The 19422-nt window shown below is 71.0% G+C and carries 17 protein-coding genes; 6 read left to right on the top strand and 11 right to left on the bottom strand.

Annotated elements, in window-relative coordinates; all coding sequences use genetic code 11:
• Positions 1 to 137: 137 nt before the first annotated feature.
• Together ABZV93_RS21115 and ABZV93_RS21110 are read left to right on the top strand one after the other, a co-directional pair.
• Positions 138 to 929: an LLM class F420-dependent oxidoreductase gene (locus ABZV93_RS21115; RefSeq protein ID WP_354938750.1), complete on the top strand. Its 792-nt coding sequence runs from the start codon at positions 138 to 140 to the stop codon at positions 927 to 929.
• 146 nt (positions 930 to 1075) lie between these two features.
• Positions 1076 to 4261: a discoidin domain-containing protein gene (locus ABZV93_RS21110; RefSeq protein ID WP_354938748.1), complete on the top strand. Its 3186-nt coding sequence runs from the start codon at positions 1076 to 1078 to the stop codon at positions 4259 to 4261.
• Between the two features lie 92 nt (positions 4262 to 4353).
• Here ABZV93_RS21110 and ABZV93_RS21105 read toward each other — a convergent pair whose 3' ends face one another.
• Both ABZV93_RS21105 and soxR read right to left on the bottom strand, forming a co-directional pair.
• A complete protein-coding gene (locus ABZV93_RS21105; RefSeq protein ID WP_354938746.1) occupies positions 4354 to 5361 on the bottom strand; it encodes a phosphotransferase in 1008 nt (335 codons plus the stop codon).
• 77 nt (positions 5362 to 5438) lie between these two features.
• The gene (gene soxR, locus ABZV93_RS21100) at positions 5439 to 5894 is read right to left on the bottom strand and encodes a redox-sensitive transcriptional activator SoxR (protein WP_354938744.1); all 456 of its coding nucleotides are present in this window, start codon (positions 5892 to 5894) and stop codon (positions 5439 to 5441) included.
• 115 nt (positions 5895 to 6009) lie between these two features.
• Here soxR and ABZV93_RS21095 point away from each other — a divergent pair, with 115 nt between their 5' ends.
• Positions 6010 to 6567 (top strand): NAD(P)H-dependent oxidoreductase, encoded by a 558-nt coding sequence (locus tag ABZV93_RS21095; protein ID WP_354938742.1) that lies wholly within the window; start codon positions 6010 to 6012, stop codon positions 6565 to 6567.
• Positions 6568 to 6580: 13 nt separating this feature from the next.
• On the opposite strand, the gene ABZV93_RS21090 is transcribed toward ABZV93_RS21095, so the two are convergent.
• Together ABZV93_RS21090 and ABZV93_RS21085 are read right to left on the bottom strand one after the other, a co-directional pair.
• On the bottom strand, positions 6581 to 7789 hold the full coding sequence (locus tag ABZV93_RS21090) for a GAF domain-containing sensor histidine kinase (protein ID WP_354938740.1): 1209 nt from the start codon (positions 7787 to 7789) through the stop codon (positions 6581 to 6583).
• The gene (locus ABZV93_RS21085) at positions 7786 to 8559 is read right to left on the bottom strand and encodes a response regulator transcription factor (RefSeq protein WP_354938739.1); all 774 of its coding nucleotides are present in this window, start codon (positions 8557 to 8559) and stop codon (positions 7786 to 7788) included. The genes ABZV93_RS21090 and ABZV93_RS21085 overlap by 4 nt, the downstream gene beginning before the upstream one ends.
• 255 nt (positions 8560 to 8814) lie before the next feature.
• On the opposite strand from ABZV93_RS21085, the gene ABZV93_RS21080 reads away from it, so the two are divergent.
• Positions 8815 to 9783, top strand: coding sequence for a phosphoribulokinase (locus tag ABZV93_RS21080; RefSeq protein ID WP_354938737.1), 969 nt, complete (start codon positions 8815 to 8817; stop codon positions 9781 to 9783).
• 12 nt (positions 9784 to 9795) lie between these two features.
• Here the strand turns inward: ABZV93_RS21080 and cbbX are convergent, their stop codons facing one another.
• From cbbX to ABZV93_RS21065, 3 genes are all read right to left on the bottom strand, one after another.
• Positions 9796 to 10671: a CbbX protein gene (gene cbbX, locus ABZV93_RS21075; RefSeq protein WP_354938735.1), complete on the bottom strand. Its 876-nt coding sequence runs from the start codon at positions 10669 to 10671 to the stop codon at positions 9796 to 9798.
• A gap of 184 nt (positions 10672 to 10855) precedes the next feature.
• The gene (locus ABZV93_RS21070) at positions 10856 to 11308 is read right to left on the bottom strand and encodes a ribulose bisphosphate carboxylase small subunit (RefSeq protein WP_354938733.1); all 453 of its coding nucleotides are present in this window, start codon (positions 11306 to 11308) and stop codon (positions 10856 to 10858) included.
• 34 nt (positions 11309 to 11342) lie between these two features.
• On the bottom strand, positions 11343 to 12788 hold the full coding sequence (locus tag ABZV93_RS21065) for a form I ribulose bisphosphate carboxylase large subunit (protein WP_354938731.1): 1446 nt from the start codon (positions 12786 to 12788) through the stop codon (positions 11343 to 11345).
• Between the two features lie 533 nt (positions 12789 to 13321).
• Between ABZV93_RS21065 and ABZV93_RS21060 the strand changes: the two genes are divergently transcribed.
• A complete protein-coding gene (locus ABZV93_RS21060; protein WP_354938729.1) occupies positions 13322 to 14563 on the top strand; it encodes a S8 family peptidase in 1242 nt (413 codons plus the stop codon).
• Positions 14564 to 14669: 106 nt separating this feature from the next.
• Here the strand turns inward: ABZV93_RS21060 and ABZV93_RS21055 are convergent, their stop codons facing one another.
• The 3 genes from ABZV93_RS21055 to ABZV93_RS21045 all read right to left on the bottom strand — a co-directional run bounded on the left by ABZV93_RS21055 (position 14670) and on the right by ABZV93_RS21045 (position 17778).
• Positions 14670 to 16358 carry a diguanylate cyclase gene (locus ABZV93_RS21055; protein ID WP_354938727.1) on the bottom strand — a complete coding sequence of 563 codons (1689 nt, stop codon included), beginning with the start codon at positions 16356 to 16358 and terminating at the stop codon, positions 14670 to 14672.
• 185 nt (positions 16359 to 16543) lie between these two features.
• Positions 16544 to 16876, bottom strand: coding sequence for a hypothetical protein (locus ABZV93_RS21050; protein WP_354938725.1), 333 nt, complete (start codon positions 16874 to 16876; stop codon positions 16544 to 16546).
• A 65-nt stretch (positions 16877 to 16941) separates the two neighbouring features.
• Positions 16942 to 17778: a phytanoyl-CoA dioxygenase family protein gene (locus tag ABZV93_RS21045; protein WP_354938723.1), complete on the bottom strand. Its 837-nt coding sequence runs from the start codon at positions 17776 to 17778 to the stop codon at positions 16942 to 16944.
• Between the two features lie 147 nt (positions 17779 to 17925).
• Here ABZV93_RS21045 and ABZV93_RS21040 point away from each other — a divergent pair, with 147 nt between their 5' ends.
• Positions 17926 to 18777, top strand: a complete 852-nt coding sequence (locus ABZV93_RS21040; RefSeq protein ID WP_354938721.1) for an AraC family transcriptional regulator — start codon at positions 17926 to 17928, stop codon at positions 18775 to 18777.
• Here the strand turns inward: ABZV93_RS21040 and ABZV93_RS21035 are convergent.
• Entirely contained in the window at positions 18748 to 19398 is a 651-nt protein-coding gene (locus ABZV93_RS21035; protein WP_354938719.1) for a hypothetical protein, read from the bottom strand. The two genes, ABZV93_RS21040 and ABZV93_RS21035, sit on opposite strands and share 30 nt — an antisense overlap.
• Between the last annotated feature and the right edge of the window lie 24 nt (positions 19399 to 19422).

Below are 19422 nucleotides of genomic sequence, written 5' to 3'. Positions count from 1 at the left end.
GCGTGTCCACCCGGCTTCCGGCGCCGGATACGAACCGGAGCGGGAACGGTCGGCGTGTCCGCACACATGGGACCGGCCGAGCGGGGTATGGAGGGGTGGTGGACTTCGGAGTTGGTTACTTCCCGACACATGACGGCATGCGACCCGGCCCCCTGGCGCGGATGCTCGAGGAACGCGGCCAGAGCGCCGTCTACTTCGCCGAGCACACGCACATCCCGGCCAGTCGCGAGACGCCCTATCCGGCCGGTGAGCCGCTGCCGAAGAAGTACTGGCACTCCTACGACCTGTTCGTCGCGCTGACCGCGGCCGCCGAGGCGACGTCGAGCCTGCGGATCGGCAGCGGCGTGTGCCTGGTCATCGAGCGCGACCCGATCGTGACCGCGAAGGAGGTCGCCAGCATCGACCACCTGTCCGGCGGCCGGTTCGAGTTCGGCGTGGGCGCGGGTTGGAACCGCGAGGAGATGCGCCACCACGGCACCGACCCGAAGCAGCGGATGGCGGTGCTCCGCGAGCGCGTCGAGGCGATGCAGGCGATCTGGACCGAGGAGGAGGCGTCCTACGCCGGACGCTTCGTGACGTTCGACCGCATCTGGTCCTACCCCAAGCCGGCGCAGCGGCCGTACCCACCGATCCTCGTCGGCGGCGACGGCCCGACTGTGCTGGACCGGGTGCTGGCCTTCGGCGACGCGTGGATCCCCAACTACTCCGGCGACGCGATCTTCGAGCGGGTCGCGGAACTGCGCAACCGCGCCGAGCGGCCGATCGACGTGCAGATGCTGTCCACGCCGCCCGACCCGGCGGTGCTGGAACGCATGAACGAGGCCGGAATCAAGCGGGCGAACCACTGGCTGCCGTCGGGTTCGCGCAGCACTGTCGAGCGCGCACTGGAGCAGTGGGAGGCGGCCATCGCCGACTTCAACGGCGAGTGACGGCGCGGCCAGATTTGCCCAACCGGGCGAGAAGTATGACTTATTCCGATAGATCCCTGGTTACGATCGCGTCTGCTCGGCTCTCCTCGTCCTGAGCGGCCCGGCGCGTCGTCCGCTGGCGCGTGCGGGCGGCGGAAGGGATCCGCATGAGTCGTCTCGCCCGTCTCGCGGTCGCCGTCGTCGCGTTGGCCCTCGTGGCGCCACTCGGTGCCGCGGCGCGCGCTCGTCCCGCCTCCGGCGCCACACTCTCCGGCGGTTCCCTCCGATCCGCCGCTCTGCCGAGCGGGTCCGAGGACGAGCTCGCGCGGACGTACTACCGACTGCTGCTGCGCAACACCCGCTTCCAGGAGAGCACCTGGAACGCCGAGCAGGGTACGTACGGCATCGAGAGCTGGGACGTCGTGGGCGCCCTCGGCAACGCCGTCCTGCTGCGGTTCGGGACGTACGACGCGTCGGTGGCGGGTTTCTCCCGCAACGTGCTCCGCGACCACACCGTGCGCAGCCTCGAGGCGGCGATCGCCGCGAACAGGTTCGTCGACCCCGCGCACGGCACGTGGGGCGCGCGGATCTACTGGGACGCCACGATGGAGGCGTACCTCGTCGCCGCCGCGCACCTGATGTGGGCCGACCTCGACGACCACACGCGCGCCGGCGTGGACACCATCCTGCGCGGTGAGGCGGGCTACCTCGTCGACGCGGGCGCGGGGCCCGGCGACCCAGACCGGGAGGGCGGCACCACCAACGGCCTGCTCGGCGGGTACGTCGACGACACCAAGATGGAGGAGATGGGCGCCCGCACGATGATGCTGGCGGCCGCCGACGCGTTCCTGCCCGGCGACGCCGGCCGGTCGCGGTGGCGGGAGTGGCTGAACCGCTGGACCCTCAACATGGACGGCCTGCCGGTCGCCGACGAGGTGAACCCGACCGTGGTCGACGGCCGCCCGGTGGCCGCGTGGACCAGCGCGCACAACATCTTCGACACCTTCACCAGCGAGAACCACGGCGGCTGGAACGGCATGTACCAGCAGTCGGCCGCCACCTATCCGGGGCGCAACGTCGTGCAGTACCTCATCGCCGGGCAGCCCGTTCCCGCCAGCCAGCGGACGCTGCCGAGCAACGACGAGATCCAGGGCGTGCTGAACCAGCTGGGCACCGACGCCGGGGTGCCGGCCGAGCTGATGGTCGGCGACCGCGTGCACTTCTACGGGCGCAGCCTGATCCCGCTGACGTACCGCGCCATGGTCACCGGCGACCGGATGGCTGCCCGGGCCGAACGCATGCTGGCCGCCCGGCTCGGCCCGTACGTGGACTACCCGCCGGCGGGGATGCTGGTGAAGTTCCGCCAGGGCACGAAGTACGAGACCGAGGCGCGGGCCGAGGTCGCCATGTCGTACCTCCTGCACTACTGGCGCGCGCACCTGGCCGGCGACGTGGCGCCGGTGAGCGAGCGGGAGTACTTCGCCCGGGCGTCGAAGGTCACCGACTTCGGCGACGTGCCCGGCCTGGTCGACCAGCAGTCGCCGAGGGCGCTGATGGCGGCGGGGAGCAAACCGGGGTACGTGAAGTTCGCCTACCTCCCGCAGCACGACGACTGGCTGTTCGACGTGAGCGCCAAGGCGCCGTCGTTCCTTCCGTCGGTGACGGCGGTGGACGAGCACACCTCCCGGACCTACACCCGGCTGCGCGACGGGGTCGACGCGTCCGCGACCGTCGTGCGGCGCGGCGATTCCTACGCCGGCTACACCACGCTCCCGAACGGCTCGGTCGTCTACGCCACCACCGGGACCGGGGACGACGAGGGGTCCCTGCGGCTGCGCAACCTCGACATGCCCGGCGTGCCCGGACTGGACGGGGACCGGACGTTCACCACGGCGGACGGGAGTACGACGCTGACGCCGGACGGGCTCGGTGGCGGCGGGACCGAGCAGTTGGGGTTCACGCCCACGCAGGCGCGGTATGTGCGGATGACGGGCGTGCAGGCCGCGTCGCAGTGGGGCTACTCGATGTACGAGTTCGAGGTGCGCGGGCCTTCCTCGGAAGCGAATCTGGCGCTGAACCAGCCGGCCACCGCGTCCTCCAGCTACGGCGAGGCGTCGGTGCCGGCCAAGGCGGTCGACGGCGATCCGACCACCCGCTGGGCGAACTCCGCCGCCGAACGCCCGACGATGAAGGGCTGGTTCGCGGTCGACCTCGGTGCGTCCCGCATGGTGTCCCAGGTGACGATCCACTGGCAGGAGGACGCCTGGCCGATCAACTACCGGATCGAGGTCTCCGACGACGGGCAGAACTGGCGTACGGTGACCGGCGTTCCGAGGTGGCAGGACTTCGACGGGCAGTGGTTGAACGTCGACGGCCGGGCCGGGTTCGTCGTCCGGGGCAGCACCAACCCGATCGCGGTCGCGCCGACCGGCGTCGCGCTTTCCCACGGTCCGGCAGACGGCGCCGCGGGCATGGTCGTACAGGGATTCCCGGCGCAGCCGCCGCCGCAGACCGCCCGGCTCGCCGCCGCGCCGCAGCCCTCCGGTGGGCCGACCTCCTTGCGCTCGGCGCTGAGCGACGGCTACCTGAGTCTGTTCAACCTGTCGTCGGCCGCCGTTGACAAGGCAGCCTTGACAGTGCCCGAGGACGGCAGCGTCCGCACGCTGTACCTCGGCCGGCAGGCGACGACCGCGACCGGCCTGACGTACGACGTCCACATGGCCACTGGTACGGCAGCCGTGCAGGCGCCGCGGTTCACGTTGTCGGCCGGTCGGGCGGGCGCGCAGGTCCCGGCCGGCCTGGTCGCGGAGGTGGTCGACTCCCGCCTTGTCCGGTTGACGAATCCGGCGGAGGTCGCTGCTGCCAAGCTGACGTTGACGTCGGTGGCGACCGGTGAGCGAATTGCGGTGACCGTGCCGCGGGGGGCGTCCAGGGAGGTGCGGTTCCGGGTCGGGATCCTTACGCCCACAAGCGATCTGGCCCGTGACCGGACCACCTATCCCTCGTCACCGTTGCCGCCCGGCATGAGCGACCCAGACCGTGCGGTGGACGGCGACGTGCGTACGGCATGGGTACCCGGTGGGGGTGACCGGCGGCTGGTGGTCAACCTCGGCGCTGCCGCGGACGTGCGGGGAACGACGGTGCGATGGACCTCCGCGACGGTGCCGTCGTACGCGATCGAGGTGTCCACCGACGGGACCACGTGGACGCGGGTGGCCGGTGCGTCGGACGGGCAGCACGCGAGGTCGTTCGAGTTCTCCGCCTCCGCCCGCTACGTGTCGGTCCTCGTCGGGGACTGGCACCGCGGCCAGGCGGGACTCGCCGACCTGACCGTGACCGGATCGCACCCCTGACCTGCCTGCCGCTGACGGGCTGGGAAGACTTTTGGGGCCTATGGCACCCATAAGTCTTCCCCACTCGGCCGAACGTGGCCGGCCCGGATCGGTCAGCCGCGTGTGGCTTCGGGGTTGTCCAGCAGCCACGAGGCGATCCGCAGGAAGCAGGCTCTCCTGCGCACCGTGGTGACCGGATCGGCGTCGTACCCAGCCAGGGCCGCGTGGTACATCGGCACCGTCGCGACGTAGGGTCCCAGCGCCCGGCGCTCCAGCGGAGTAAGCCGGGTCCGCGCCCCTTCTTCGTACTCGTCCAGCAACGCAGGCAGCGTCGACCAGTCGAAGGTCTCGCCGGACCCGGAGGAGTCCGGCCGCAGGATGATCCACGCCAGGGAGTACGCGAGGTCGTGCACGCGTGGCCGGTTCGCGGCGAAGCCGAAGTCCAGGTAGACCGACTCCCCGCTGGGTGTCAACCCGACGTTGCCCAGGCGCACGTCGCCGTGGACCACCTGGTTGGGCAACGCCGACGCCGGCACCCACTGGGCACGCAGCTTCGACAGCATCCGCCGCAGCGACGCGGTGACCTCGGCCGCACCGGGGTCGTGGGCGACCGCCGGCTCGGTGACGGCGAGCCACCGGCGCAGCGAGCTCGGCGGGGCGTAGGTCGCGATCACCGGCCTGGGCAACGTCGCGTCGACGTCTCGCAGGAGACGGTGCAGTTCGCCCATCGCCCGGTACATCCAGCGGTAGGACTCCCACGTCACCTCGGGTTTCGCATGCGGGACGAAGGTTTCCAGCTCGGCCCAGCGGCCCCGGCAGGTGAGGAGTTCCCGATCCCGCCACCGCACCGGCTCGGCGGCGAGCAGCCCGTGGGCAACCAGCCGACGGCGCACCTCCCGCATGGCGAGCGCCCGGTCACGGGACACGAACGGCTGCTGCACCCGCAGCACCAGGCCGGGATCGTGCAGGTGCAGGTTGAGACTGAAGCAACCACCGAGGTCGGTCGTCGGCGACCCGGGCGCGACGGTCTCCAGCAGCCGGCGTACGGCCGGATCGTCTGCGCTGGTGACGTCCGGGTCGGTCGGGTCGCCGGTCCACCATCGCCGCATCAAGGTGTCCATGACCGCCAAGCCTGCATGGGCGAAAGCCGAGCCCGCCACGCAATTACCCAGCAGGCAAATACACAGCAGGTAGGGGATCAGGACTCGAGCACGCGCCGTGGCCCGGCGCCATGGGTGGACAACCGGTCGTACGGGTTGGCCAGGACGCATCGGTCCAGCGACAGGCACCCGCAGCCCACGCAGTCGGTGAACTCGTCTCGCAACTGCGTCAGCCGGTGGATGCGTTCGTCGAGTTCGGCCCGCCAGCGTTGGGCGAGCCGGGCCCAGTCGTCCCGGTTGGGCGTACGCCCGTCAGGTAGCTCGGCAAGCGCGGCGCGGATGTCGGCGAGTGGGATGCCGACCCGCTGGGCCACCCGGATCAGCGCGATCCTTCGCAGGGTGTCGCGGCGGTAGCGGCGCTGGTTGCCGCTGGTGCGCCTGCTGGTGATCAGGTGCTGGCGTTCGTAGAAGTGCAGCGCGGAGACCGCGACTCCGCTGCGTTCGGCGAGTTGACCGACCGAGAGTTCCTTCTGGTCCCAGGACACTCCGTCCAAGTTGGCCACCTCCACGGACCGCTCGACGTTGATCTGAACATTACTTCAGGTCCTAGGTTGGTAGTCGGGCGCCCACCGGACCCGGGTGCCCGAGCCGATCCGAAGGGATTTCCCTGTGTCCGAAAGCAAGTTCCAGCTCGCGGTGATCGTCGGCAGTGTCCGCGAGGGCAGGTTCGCGCCGGTGATCGCGAACTGGTTCCTCGGCCAGGTCGAACGCCGCGGCGACATCGTGGTGGACGTCATCGACCTCGCCGACGTCACCGACCACGGCATGCCGCGAGACGTCGACGGGTTCACCGAACGGATCGGTGCGGCGGACGCCTACGTCGTGATCGTGCCGGAGTACAACCACGGCTACCCGGGTCCGCTGAAGACCGCGATCGACACAGTCCGGGTGGAGTGGCGGGCCAAGCCGGTCGGCTTCGTGACGTACGGCGGTGTGTCCGGCGGTCTGCGCGCGGCTGAGCAACTCCGCCAGGTCTTCGCCGAACTCCACGCCGTGACCGTGCGGGAGACGGTGAGCTTCCATCAGGCGCGGACGAGGTTCGACGGCGAGGGTGAGCCGATCGAACCGGGCGCGGTCGAACTCGCCGCGAAGGTGTTGCTGGACCAGCTCGCCTGGTGGGCGTTCACGCTGCGGGCCGGTCGCGACGCCCGACCGTACGGCGACTGACCGGTCGCAAGCGTCACTGCGGCTGGACAGCGGCCCGGGCGAGGACTGTCGTGCCCCGGCCGGGCGCGGACCGGACGTCGAGCCGCCCGCCGATGAGCTCGGCACGTTCGGCCATGCTGCCCAGCCCGTAGCCGCCGCAGTGGGGACCCACCGTCGTCGTGGGCGGGTCGGCGGCGAGCAGGTCGAAGCCCCGCCCGTCGTCGCTGACCTCCAGCGAGACCTCCGGCCCCGAACGCCGCAGGCTCAGCCGGACGTTGCTCGCTCCGGCGTGCTTCACGACGTTCTGGAACGCCTCCTGAGCGATGCGGTACAGCGCGATCTCGACGTGCTCGGGCAGTGCGCACCGGTCCACCTCGACGAGCACGTCGACCCCGGCGACGGCGCGGGCCAGGCTGGCCAGGCTGTCGGCCAGGCCGAGATCGTCCAGCACGGGCGGGCGCAGCCCGTTGATGGCCGCGTGGGCCTCGTCGATCGCCAGGTGGGTGAGCCGGCGGGACAGTACGAGCTGCTCGGCGGCGAACGCCGGCTCCTCCGTCAGCGCCTCCGCCGCCGCGTCGAGGTGGAACCGCAGGCTGCACAGCCGCTGGGTGATGCCGTCGTGGATGTCGGCGGCGAGCCGGCGGCGTTCGGCCTCCTGGGCGGCGACCGCCTGCTCGGCGAACCGCTCGTGCGCGCGTTCGCGGGTGGCCAGCCGGCGGTGCAGCCGGGCCTGGTGCACCGCGCCGGCGATCAGGCTGCCGATCGACGTCAGCAGCCGTACGTCCGCCTCGGTGAACTCCCGTCGCTGCCGGGTGTGCACGTTGAGTACGCCGACCAGCCCGCCGGGCGAGCTGGCCATCGGCACCGACACCATCGAGGTGTACTCCTCACCGCGCAGCTCCGGGAAGTAGCGGTACCGCGGGTCGTTCGCCTTGCCCTCCACGATGACGACGGGCTCGCGACGGCTCGCCGCCCAACCGGTGACGCCCTCGCCGAGCCGCAGGCGTACCCGCCCCACCTCCTGGTCGAACGGTGGGGTCGCGCCCGCGAGCGTGAGTGACTGTTCGGTGTCGTCGAGGACGTGGACGAAGCACTCGTCGGTGGCGGTGGCGGCGACGATCAGGGGAGCGACCCGGGCGGCCAGCAGCTCGAGTTCGGGTCCGGCCGAGATGGCCTCGATGATGCCGACGAGCAGCGCGTTCTCCGACGCCGCGTCGGCCAGGCCGAGGGCGCGGCCGGTCACCGGAAGATCCCTTCGCGCAGGGCGACCGCGACCGCGCCGGCCCGGTCGTTCACCGACAGCTTGCGGAAGATGGAGCGGACGTGCGTCTTCACCGTCTCCTCGCCGAGGACCAGCTTCCCGGCGATCGCCCGGTTGGACAGCCCGGTGACGAGGAACCCGAGCACCTCGCTCTCCCGCTGGCTGAGACCCAGGTGCGCGCCCGGCCAGAACTCCCCGGCCTGCAGGCGCGCCGCGGACGCGACCGCCCGCCCGGCCATGCTCGGGTCGACCACCGTCTCCCCGCGCGCGGCCCGCTCCAGCATCCGGACGAGTTCCTCCCGGTCGATGGACTTGAGCAGGTAGCCCGCCGCCCCTGCGCGAAGGGCCTGGAAGAGGTACTGCTCGTCGTCGTATGCGCTGAGCAGGACCACCCGGCGGCCGGGCGTGGTCTCGACCAGGCGCCGGCACAGGTCCAGCCCGCTCACCGAGCCGCGCAGGCGTACGTCGGAGACCACGAGGTCCGGGTCGAGTGCCGCCACCATCGGCTCGGCGGCGTCCGCGCTCACCGACTGCGCCACGATCCGCACCCGGCCCCGGAACCGGGCGAGCAGCGCCTTCAGCCCCTCCAGGACCATCTCGTGGTCGTCGACCAGGATGATCCGCAGCGGCCGCCCGTTCCCGCCCTGCCTGGATTCCGGCCTGGATTCCGGTCTGGGTGGGGGTTTGGTACGCCCGGGCGGATTCGCCCGCCCACGTACGGTTCGACCGCCGCCCCCGGCTCGGCTGTCCATGCACCGAGGGTAGGAGCGACAAGGCAGGCACCGGGGCCTTTCTGGTGTACCCACGCCGTCGGCAACGACCTCACCCCGGCCGCCCCTCGGCGGGGGGATGCCGCTCCCGGCCGGCCCGCCCTACGGTTTCGGGCAGGCGGACGAGGGGACCCCGTGTCGTTTGCGGACATGGTGCGGGTCCCGGGTCAAACGCACTGGCTGGCGGCATGTCCCGGCGGTGGCGACACGTCCGTACGGGGAGGGGAGGGAAAGGACATGCCGCACAAGCTGATCCGGATGCACCGCGTCCGTGACGACAAGGCGCCGGTACGCCAGCCCATCATGATCGGGATCGCCGGCGACAGCGCGGCCGGGAAGACCACCCTCACCAAGGGGCTCGCCGAGGCGCTCGGCCCGGAGCGCGTGACCACGATCTGCGTCGACGACTATCACCGTTACGACCGGGTGGAACGCCGCGGCAAACCGTTCACCGCGCTGCACCCGGACTGCAACTACGTCGAGATCATCGAGCAGCATCTGGAGTTGCTGGCCGGCGGGCAGCCGATCCTCAAGCCGGTCTACGACCACTCCACCGGTGAGCTCACCCGGCCGGTGCTGGTGCGGCCGAAGGAGTTCGTCATCGTGGAGGGTCTGCTGCCGTTGCACACCCGGCTGATGCGGGCCTGCTTCGACATCACCGCCTACCTCGGCCCGCCCGAGGACATCCGCCGGCAGTGGAAGGTACGCCGGGACACCAGCAGGCGCGGCTACACCGCCGACCAGGTGCTGGCCGAACTCGTCGACCGCGAGCCGGAGTCCGCCGCCTACATCCGCCCGCAACGCGCGTTCGCCGACATCGTCGTGATGTTCGCCCCGGTCGCCGGGCGGGACGACCCACCGGGTACGCCGCTGTCGGCCGAGCTCATGTTGCGCCCCACGATCCGCCACCCGGACCTGAGCGGTTCACTGGCCGAGCGCGACCAGCGGGCGATCCACCTTCGGCTGTGCAGGGACGAGGACGGCCAGCCCGTCGACGTACTCCACATCCACGGCTACGTCCCGCGCGAGGAGAGCCGGATCGTGGAGAAGGTGCTGTGGGCGCAACTGGGAGTTGACGCGGGCTTCCCGGCGGAGACGCTGGGCGACATCGGCAGCGGTGAGCGCAGCGAGCCGCTGGCCATCACGCAGTTGCTGCTGCTCTACCACCTGCTGGCTGCTCGGGGTGTCCGCGCAAGCCACGGTTGACATCCGTACCGGTCACTGCGCGAACACCCGGCTGGCGAGGAAGTCCTCCGGCTCGAACCGCATCAGGTCCTCCCGGCGCCAGGTGCGCCCGGTCGCGTCGAGCAGCCTGTTCGCCTGCCGCAGCCGGGCACGTTCCAGCGCGTTGCGAACGCTACGTGCGTTGGCGAACCGCGGCTGGCGCATGCGCCGCTCCAGGTAGTCACGGAAGGTCCGCTCCGCCTCCGGGGTGAACTCGTAGTGCTCCTGCGCCAGCATCAGCCGGGCGATCGCGGCGAGCTCGTCCAGGTCGTAGTCGGGGAAGTCGAGGTGGTGGGCGAGCCGCGAGCTCATGCCCGGGTTGGAGGCGAAGAAGGAGTCCATCCGGTCCTTGTAGCCGGCGAGGATCACCACCAACCGGTCGCGCTGACTCTCCATCACCTGCAGGAGGATCTCGATCGCCTCCTGGCCGTAGTCGCGTTCGTTCTCGGCCCGGTAGAGGTAGTACGCCTCGTCGATGAACAGCACCCCGCCCATCGCGCGCTTGATCACCTCCTTGGTCTTCGGCGCGGTGTGCCCGACGTACTGGCCCACCAGGTCGTCCCGGGTGACCGCGACCAGGTGGCCGCGGTCGATGCAGCCCAACCTGTGCAGGAGTTCGGCCATGCGCAGGGCGACGGTCGTCTTGCCGGTGCCGGGGCTTCCGGTGAACGACATGTGCAGGCTGGGCCGGGACGACATCAGCGCGAACCGCTGGCGTACGCGGTCCACCAGCAGCAGGGCCGCGAGTTCCCGGATGCGGGTCTTCACCTGGCGCAGGCCGACCAGTTCGGCGTCCAGGGAGTCCAGGATCGCGTCGATGCCGGCTGCCCGGCGTTCGGCGGCGAGGTCGACGGAGGCGTCGGCCGGCAACGGCTCGACGGACCTCCCGTCTGTCGACGGTGCACCACCGTCGGGGGCTTCGCCCGCTTCTGCCGACGCCCCGTCGCCGCCGGCAGCGGAGCGACGGGGCGTCGGCATCCCGAACCCGCGCCGCCGCTCGTCCCCCCCGCTCACGTGGCCCTGCTCCCGTCGTCCGGCCCCACGTCGACCGGCCTCACTTCGAGCTGCCGCCGTCCGGGTGGTCGCCGTTGGGGTAGCGGTCGCCCGTCGGCCGGTCGGCGGCGTACGACGCGATCGTGTAGCGCAGCCGCCGATCCGGGCCTTCTTCGCGGACCACCCGGAAGCCGGGCTCGATGGCCGGCCGGTTGACGATGAACGACAGCGCGGTGGTCTGGCGTTCGTGCGTGGCGTCGTAGGCGTTCACCCGGACGTAGCGCGCCGGGTACGCCCGCCGGCACTCGTTCACCTCGTAGAGCACGCCGCCCGCGTCGCGCAGGTCGAACATCGGCAGCCCCCACATGTCCCAGTAGTGGTTGCGCGGATGCGGGTCGTCGGTGAACTCGACCGCGAGCGACCAGCCCTGGTCGAGGGCGTACTGGATCTGCTTCTCGATGTCCTCGTCGGTGAGGTCGGGGAGATAGGAGAAGGTGCCCTGGGTGATCCGCATGCGATCCGTCCTCGCGTTCTGCCTGCCGGTGGGCCTAGATCGACGTCGGCGTCTCGACGACGTCCGGGGTGTCGGTCGACTCGTAGTTGAAGGTGACGTCGCCCCAGGTGGACAGCGCGACGTCGAGTTCGCGGCTGTGCCGCGCGGCGGCCCGCAGGATGTCCTCGCCCTCGCGGAGGTAGTCCCGGCCCTCGTTGCGGGCCTTGATCATCGCCTCCAGGGCGACCCGGTTGGCGGTGGCGCCGGCCGCGATGCCCATCGGGTGGCCGATCGTGCCGCCGCCGAACTGGAGTACGACGTCCTCGCCGAGGAAGTGCAGCAGCTGGTGCATCTGGCCGGCGTGGATCCCGCCGGAGGCGACCGGCATCACCCCCGGCAGCGACATCCAGTCCTGCTCGAAGTACAGGCCCTTCATCGGATCGGGTTCGAGCGTGTTCGCCCGCAGCGTGTCGTAGAACCCGGCGACGGTGTTGGGGTCACCCTCCAGCTTGCCGACGACCGTACCGGCGTGGATGTGGTCGACACCGGCCAGCCGCATCCACTTCGCGATCACCCGGAAGCTCACGCCGTGCGTCTTCTGCCGGGTGTACGTCGAGTGGCCGGCCCGGTGCAGGTGGAGCAACATGCCGTTGCGCCGGGCCCAGTTGGCCATCGACTGGATGGCGGTGTAGCCGACGGTCAGGTCGATCATCACGATGACGCTGCCGAGGTCGCGGGCCAACTCCGCCCGCTCGTACATGTCCTCCATCGTCGCCGCGGTGACGTTGAGGTAGTGCCCCTTGATCTCGCCGGTCTCGGCCTCCGCTCGGGTGACGCCCTCCATGCAGAACAGGTAGCGGTCCCGCCAGCGCATGAACGGCTGGGAGTTGATGTTCTCGTCGTCCTTGGTGAAGTCCAGTCCGCCGCGCAGCGCCTCGTAGACCACCCGGCCGTAGTTGCGGGCGGACAGGCCGAGCTTCGGCTTCACGGTGGCGCCGAGCAGCGGGCGGCCGTACTTGTTGAGGTACTCGCGTTCCATCACGATGCCGTGCGCGGGTCCCTGGAACGTCTTGGTGTAGTGCGGCGGGATCCGCATGTCCTCGAGGCGCAGCGCGCGCAGGGCCTTGAAGCCGAACACGTTGCCGATGATCGAGGAGGTGAGGTTGGCGATCGACCCCTCCTCGAACAGGTCGATGTCGTAGGCGACGTAGGCGATGTACTCCCCGCTCTTGCCGGGCACGGGATCGACACGGAAACACTTGCCCTGGTAGCGCTCGTACGCGGTGAGCCGGTCGGTCCACACCACCGTCCAGGTGGCGGTGGACGACTCACCGGCGACGGCGGCACCGGCTTCCTCGGCGGGCACGCCCTGCTGCGGCGTGATCCGGAACGCCGCCAGGATGTCGGACGGTTTCACGACGTAATCGGGCTGCCAGTAACCCATTTCCGCGTACGGGATGACGCCGGCTCCCCAGCGATCCATGGTTTCTCCGGTCGTCATCGACACTCCCCGCGACACGGTGTGACTGGGCCGTGGGATCGGCCTCCCAGGCTTGGCGTTCGAAGAGGTACCCGATCGGGCCGGGTGCTACTCACGAGCGGGTTCGATCGGCTGCCCGATGGTGGACGGCTTCGCCGGTGGAAGTGTCGTACGTGGCCGGCGGACTTCGCGTCGTCGGCGACACCAGGGTGGTGGTCCTGGCCGGTGACGCCGAACTCGACCTCGCGGTTTCGTCGACGAGGCGCTGGCCGACCGCCCGCATCGCACGCTCGCGCTGGGTGTCGGGTGGACCGAGGTGCGCCGGTACGGCCGGGTCACCACCTGAGCGTTCGGTCCCGTTCCGTGAACGGGATGTTGCGGCACCTTCCGGACTGTGCAAACTTCCTGTCGGTCACCGGGGCAGCTATGGACAAAGGCCCCGAGATCCCGTACACATGCGGTCAGTCCGACGCAGTGCGGCGTGGAGGCGACGGAGAGTGTCCATCGGTGGCGCGCCCCAGCCTCCGCCGGGCTCGTACCCATGAGGAGGCTCCATGTCGTGGAGGTCATCGACGACGAACTCGGGGCGGCCCTGGCGCCGTCCGCTCGCCGCTCTCGCCGCCGCGCTCCTGGCGACGCTCGGCACCTCCGGGGCCGTCGGCGCCGCGAGTGTGGCGAACGCGGCCGGCCCGCGGCCGAGTCCGGCACCGTTGCTCGCGACCCAGCAGGCGACTGCCGTGAAGGGTCACTACATCGTCGTCCTGGACGACTCGGCCTCGGCGGCGAAGGTGCGTTCCGTACGCGGCCAGGCGGTCGCGGCCGGCGCCCGGGTGCACCACAGCTACGCCACAGCGCTGAAGGGGTTCGCTGCCACCCTGTCCGGGCCCGCGCTGGCGAAGGTCCGGGCCAACCCGAACGTGAAGTACGTCGAGGCCGACCAGCGGGTCAGCGTCGACACCACGCAGTCGCCCGCGACCTGGGGACTGGACCGGATCGACCAGCGCACCCTGCCGCTGAACAACAGCTACGTCTACACCGCGACCGGTTCCGGCGTCACCGCGTACATCATCGACACCGGCATCCGGTTCAGCCACCAGCAGTTCGGCGGGCGCGCGGTGAGCGGTTACGACGCGGTAGACGGCGGTAGCGCCGACGACTGCAACGGCCATGGCACGCACGTCTCGGGCACCGTGGGCAGCGCGACGTACGGCGTGGCCAAGGCGGTGCGGCTGGTCGGCGTGCGGGTGCTCGACTGCAACGGCAGCGGCACCACCTCCGGTGTGATCGCCGGGATCAACTGGGTCACCTCCAACCACTCCTCCGGCAGCCCGGCGGTGGCGAACATGAGCCTCGGTGGGGGCGCCTCCACCTCGCTGGACAACGCGGTCACCAACTCCATCGCCGAAGGCGTGACCTACTCCGTGGCCGCCGGCAACTCCCACACCAACGCCAGCCGGACCTCGCCGGCCAGGGTCGCCGCGGCGGTCACCGTGGGTGCCACCACCTCGACCGACGCGCGAGCTTCGTACTCCAACTACGGCTCCTGCCTGGACCTGTTCGCGCCCGGCTCGTCGATCACCTCGACGTGGAACACCAGCGACACCGCGACCAACACCATCAGCGGTACGTCCATGGCCACACCGCACGTGACCGGCGCGGCGGCGCTGTACCTGCAGGGCCACCCGAGCGCCTCGCCGGCGAGCGTTCGTAACGCACTGGTCGGTGCGGCCACCCAGGGCGTGGTCGGAAACGCGCGTACGGGTTCGCCGAACCTCCTGCTCTACACCCGCTTCTAACAGCTTCGAAGCCGCGCAGGGAGGGGTCGCGGAAGCGCCCGGGACGGTCACCTGGCCGATCTGTCCCGGGCGCTTTCGCCTGCGTAGGGTCACTACCAGCGGTCGGTCACGACGAGGATGCTGTCAGGTGCCCGGGATCGGTGGGTTGCTCGGGAGGCAGGCCCGGCAGGGCGTGGCGTCCTGGCCGGGCGTGTCTGCCGGGCGGACGCGAGTTCGTTCCCGAGACGCGTTCCCTCGGCACGCCCGCACCCGCCGGGAAGCCGGCATCGGCTCGGACGAGATCGTCGGCGGAGGCCGGCGCCGAGCCGGGGTGCGGCAGTGCCGCGCCCGTCCGCGGCAGCACCGATTCGCCCTGCGAGACAACCGATCCGACAGTTGACCCGGCCACTGGCCCGGCCACTGGTCCGGGGAGCGGGTCGGCTCCGGAACCGTCCGCGGAGTCGTCGAGGGAGCCGGTCGCCGGGAGGACCTCGCCAGCCGGCGGCAGCCCGCGGGAGACGCGGTCCCGGCCGGCGGTCTTGGCCGCGTACAGCCCACGGTCGGCGAACTCCAGCAACTGGTCGAGGGTCGTTCCGTCCACGGGGTAGACCGCCACTCCCACCGAGACGGTGAGCCGGACCCAGTCCGCGCCGGCGGGAAGCGCGGCCTCTCGGAGGTCGCCGGAGTCGTCGGAGTCGCCAGAGCTGTCGGAGTCGCCGGAGTCACGCGTGCGCAGCGGCAGCCGGGCGTCGGAGATCGCCGACCGCAGCCGGTGGGCCGCGCCGACGGCATGGCGTACGTCCACGTCGGGCATGCCGATGACGAACTCCTCCCCACCGAACCGGCCGGCGACGTCGGCCGACCGGATCACGCTCCGGATCCGGTCGGCGACCTGGCGCAGGACGTGGTCGCCCGCGAGGTGGCCGTGGTGGTCGTTGATGAGCTTGAAGTGGTCGATGTCGGCGAGCAGGATCGCGAACCTGCCATCCCGGCGGCGGGCCCGGTCGAGGAGTTCCTCGACCTCCTGCCGCCAACGGGGGAAGTTCGTCAACTCGGTCTTGCCGTCGGTGGACGCCTCGGACTCCAGTTGGCCGAGCAGCAGGGCGCGTTGGCCGGCGAGCGTGATCGATACGCCGAGGATGCCCGCCCACGGCGTCACCATCGAGGCCGCCGCCACCAGGCACCCCAGCCCGGCCGCCACCGCGTCGACGGTGAAGCCGGCCCGGTCGCCGAACATCTCGCTGGGGGTGCTGGCCGGGTCCAGAAGGCGGATGACGACCGCGCACAGAACGGCGTCGACGGCGATGAACACCACCGCGGCGGCGACCATCGCGAGGATCGGCACCTGCCGCGGCGACCAGTCGCCGTTGGTCAGGGCGCCGTCCACCGTGACGTACGTCGAGTGCGCGAACGCTGCGGCCAGCATCGCCACAGCGGTGGAGAACACCCAGCGGTGCGGGATACACCTGCTCGCGCGCACCCGCCACCACAGCCGCAGTGCCACGACGCACACCAGGGCGGTGGCCGCCGGCAACGCGATCGCGGCGGCGATCATCCACACCGGCTGCAGGTCCTTGTGCAGCGCCCCGCCCCGGCGCCGACGGCGTTCGACCCGCCGGGCGCCCTCGACGCTGACCACGCCGCAGGCGCCCAGGATCACCGCGGTCATGGTTCCGCCGAACGCGGCGCGGTCGCTCAGCAGACCGGCGGCACAGACGAGCGCGGTCAACTCGACCAGCAGAAGGAACACCATGGCCGGAGCGGGGAGCGCCCACAGCCCCCAGCTCCGCACCCGGTGAGCGGCTCGATCTGCCATTGCGTAACCGTAGGATCTCTCTGGGTTCTTTGCCAGGTGGAGATACGACGGAAATACGTCGATGTCAACACCGCCGGACGCGATGCCGTGAAGATGTCAGAAAGCGGTCTCCCGGGCGTCAGGCCGCGCTCGCCCGGGAGACCGCCGACCAGTGGGGCGTACGCCCTGGGGCTGTCCTGCGGACCCTAGCCGGCGACGTTCACCAGCTTCTCGAACAGGAACTCGTGCTTCAGGAACGACACGTCGTACTCGTGGCCGGGATAGGGCGGGATGAGCTGCGACGCCTGGATCAGCCGCCAGCCGTCCCGCAACGCGGCGACGCCGGTGTCGTACGGCGGCTCGTCGCTGTCGCCGGTCGTCGGCGAGGTCTGCCCGGTCCCGTCGTAGTTGGCCCAGCCGACGACGCTGCTGTCCAGTGCGGACGTGGCGAGGTAGAGGACGAGAACCCGCTGGCGCAGGACCTGCTCACCCGCTCCGTCCGGTCCGGCGGTGAAGAGTTGTTCGGTCGTGGTGCTCATGGATCAGTGACTCCAGATGAAGAGTGGACGCGGAGTGGACGCGGTGGGCCGGGGTGTGAAGGCCGTCAGCGCCCGGCCGTGGCGACGACCCGCTGCGGGCGGTTGCTCACCCTGGTCGACCAGTAGTCGATGTCGAAGGTGTCGTCGCCGGTGAGCGCCCGCCACATCTGGACCCGGTTGTAGATCTCCAGCCGGCCGGTCGCGTGCTCGTACCACGGGAAGCGGGTACGCAGCTTCTCACCGACCTCGGGCTTGTCGATGTCGTCGGTGTTCCACAGCCGCAACTGGCGCACCGTCGGGTTGAACCGGATCTTGAACATGAAGCGCTCGATGTCGCTGTCGTTGCGCCGGCCGCCGTGCCAGATGCCGTGGTGGACGAAGACGACCGTGCCCGCCGGGCAGGTGAGCCGGGTCTGGCCGCGGAGGTTCTGGTAGCGGCCGGTGTCGCTCTCGTTCGTACGGCGCAGGTGGCTGCCCGGCACGCTGAGCGTTCCGCCCATCTCCAGCGTGACGTCCTGCGGGTAGTACATGAGCTGCACGTCGAACGCGTCCAGCCGTACGTCGATGATCGCGTCGCCGTGCAGCGGCTGCGCCTGGCCGTCCCTCGGCCTGCGGATGTGCACCGCGTGGTGGTCGATGGTCGGGCCGGGGCCGACCAGGCTGTGGATGGCACCCGCGATCTGGGGGACCTCGACCAGGCGGCGCGCGAACGAGCCCTCGGGGAAGGAGTCCTCGATGGAGGTGCCGTACGGGACCGCCGGGATGCCGGCGCGGAAGACGTCGAGCGCCTGGGCGTTCAACTCGTCGGGGACGACCGCCTCCATGATGAGGGAGCCGTGCGAGACGAAGTGCGCCATCTGCACCGAGGTGAGCAGGTGGTCGCGGGCTGGCTGGAAGGTCATGTGCTCTCCGAGGGCCGGGGCGTGTGCCGGTGGGCGCCGGCGAGCTGGAGGCTGCCGGCGGACGTGCTGGTAGGCACCCGTCCACGCTAGGCCGCGATCACCTTTCCACGCGTGGGTTCCAATCACCATTACTGGTAGTTTTTCACCGTGCCGGAGAACGCTGTCCCAACCCGGTCCGCGCTGGCCGACGCCGGACACGCCGGGGCCGGGCTGGCCGGACCCGGTCTGGTCCCGCCCGGGCAGGTCGCGATCCGGATCGAGGAGCCGCCGCAGGTCGTGAGCATGGGCGTCGGCGTGCACGGCACGGTCCGCCGCCGCGACGTCTTCCGGCTGCCGGACATGTGGCAGTTCCACCTGTACCGCTATTCCGCCGACCTGGTGGTGGACGGCTCGGCGTACGTGATCCGGCCGGGCCGGGTGAGCCTGATCCCTCCCGGCGTACAGGTGCAGTACATCTACCGCGGACGTTCGGAGCACCTGTACGCCCACCTGCGGCTTCCGGCCACCGGCCCGGCGCGGGTCGTGCCGCTGATGCAGGACGCCGGCGCCGACGCCCCGCAGCTGACCGAGCTCCTCTCCCGCGCGGTCGCGGCCTGGCCGGACTCGCCGGCCCGGGCCACCGCGCAGGTGTGGGCGGCGCTGTGGAACGTCGTGCAACTCGGCGCCGCGACCGACGGCGGGCCGCACGCCGCGGTCGCCCGGGCGTTCGCCTACATCGCCGCCAACCTGGCCAGCCCGATCACCGTCCCCGACGTCGCCCGGGCGGCCGGCGTCTCCCACAACCACCTGACCCGGTTGTTCCGCGCGGAGACCGGCGACACCGTGGTCGCGCACATCCGCAGGCGCCGGCTGGAACGCGCCCGCCACCTGCTGCGCGAGTCCACGTTGTCCATTCCGACCATCGCGGCCTCGGTCGGGATCGGTGACCTGCAGGCGTTCAACAAGGCCTGCAGGCGGGAGCTGGGCGCCTCACCGCGTGCGGTCCGCGCCGGCCACTGAGCCGGCCCCGGATCCAGTTACCGAGGTGAGCTCGAGGCCGAGGCGGTGGAGTTCGACCGAGGCGAGCCGGCGCAGGGACTCGGGGTCGCCGCGGCGCCAGGCGTCACCCAGCGCGGGTGCAGCCGCGACCAGCGGGCGGTACCGGCGGTTGACCAGGGCGCGCAGTGCCAGTGCCGAGATGCCACCTGGCGTACTGGCCAGCCGGCTGGCCGAGGTAGCCCGCACGATCCACCGGACGCGGAACGCGAGGCGGACCAGCAACAGCCCGAACAACACGAGGCCCAGCACGACCGCGGTCCCCACGGCGAGCTGGTGCACGAAGTCCTGCACCGTGCGCCCGGTGTCGGCGATCGAGGACCCGGTGCCGGCCATCGTCTCGAACGGCGTCCGCAGCGCGTCCCCCACGACCGGGGTCCCGGACACCTCCCGCCCAGCCGTGGTCATCTTGTCCTGGATGTCCGTTCCGGCCGTCTCCAGGCGTTGCCCCGGGATGGCGTACCCGATCATCTGGTCGTATCCCGCGACGATCAGGCGTACGGACAGATAGATCCAGACGAGGCTGAGCACGTCCGCCAGCATCTGTGCGGCCCGTCGCCCGGGCAGGTCGGCGTAGAACTTCATCGAGCCTCCTCGGGGCGGTCAATT

Source organism: Actinopolymorpha sp. NPDC004070 (assembly GCF_040610475.1).
In the GTDB taxonomy this organism is placed as follows: domain Bacteria; phylum Actinomycetota; class Actinomycetes; order Propionibacteriales; family Actinopolymorphaceae; genus Actinopolymorpha.
Note: the sequence above shows the minus strand (reverse complement) of the source record. Positions and strands in the feature narration are given on the sequence as shown.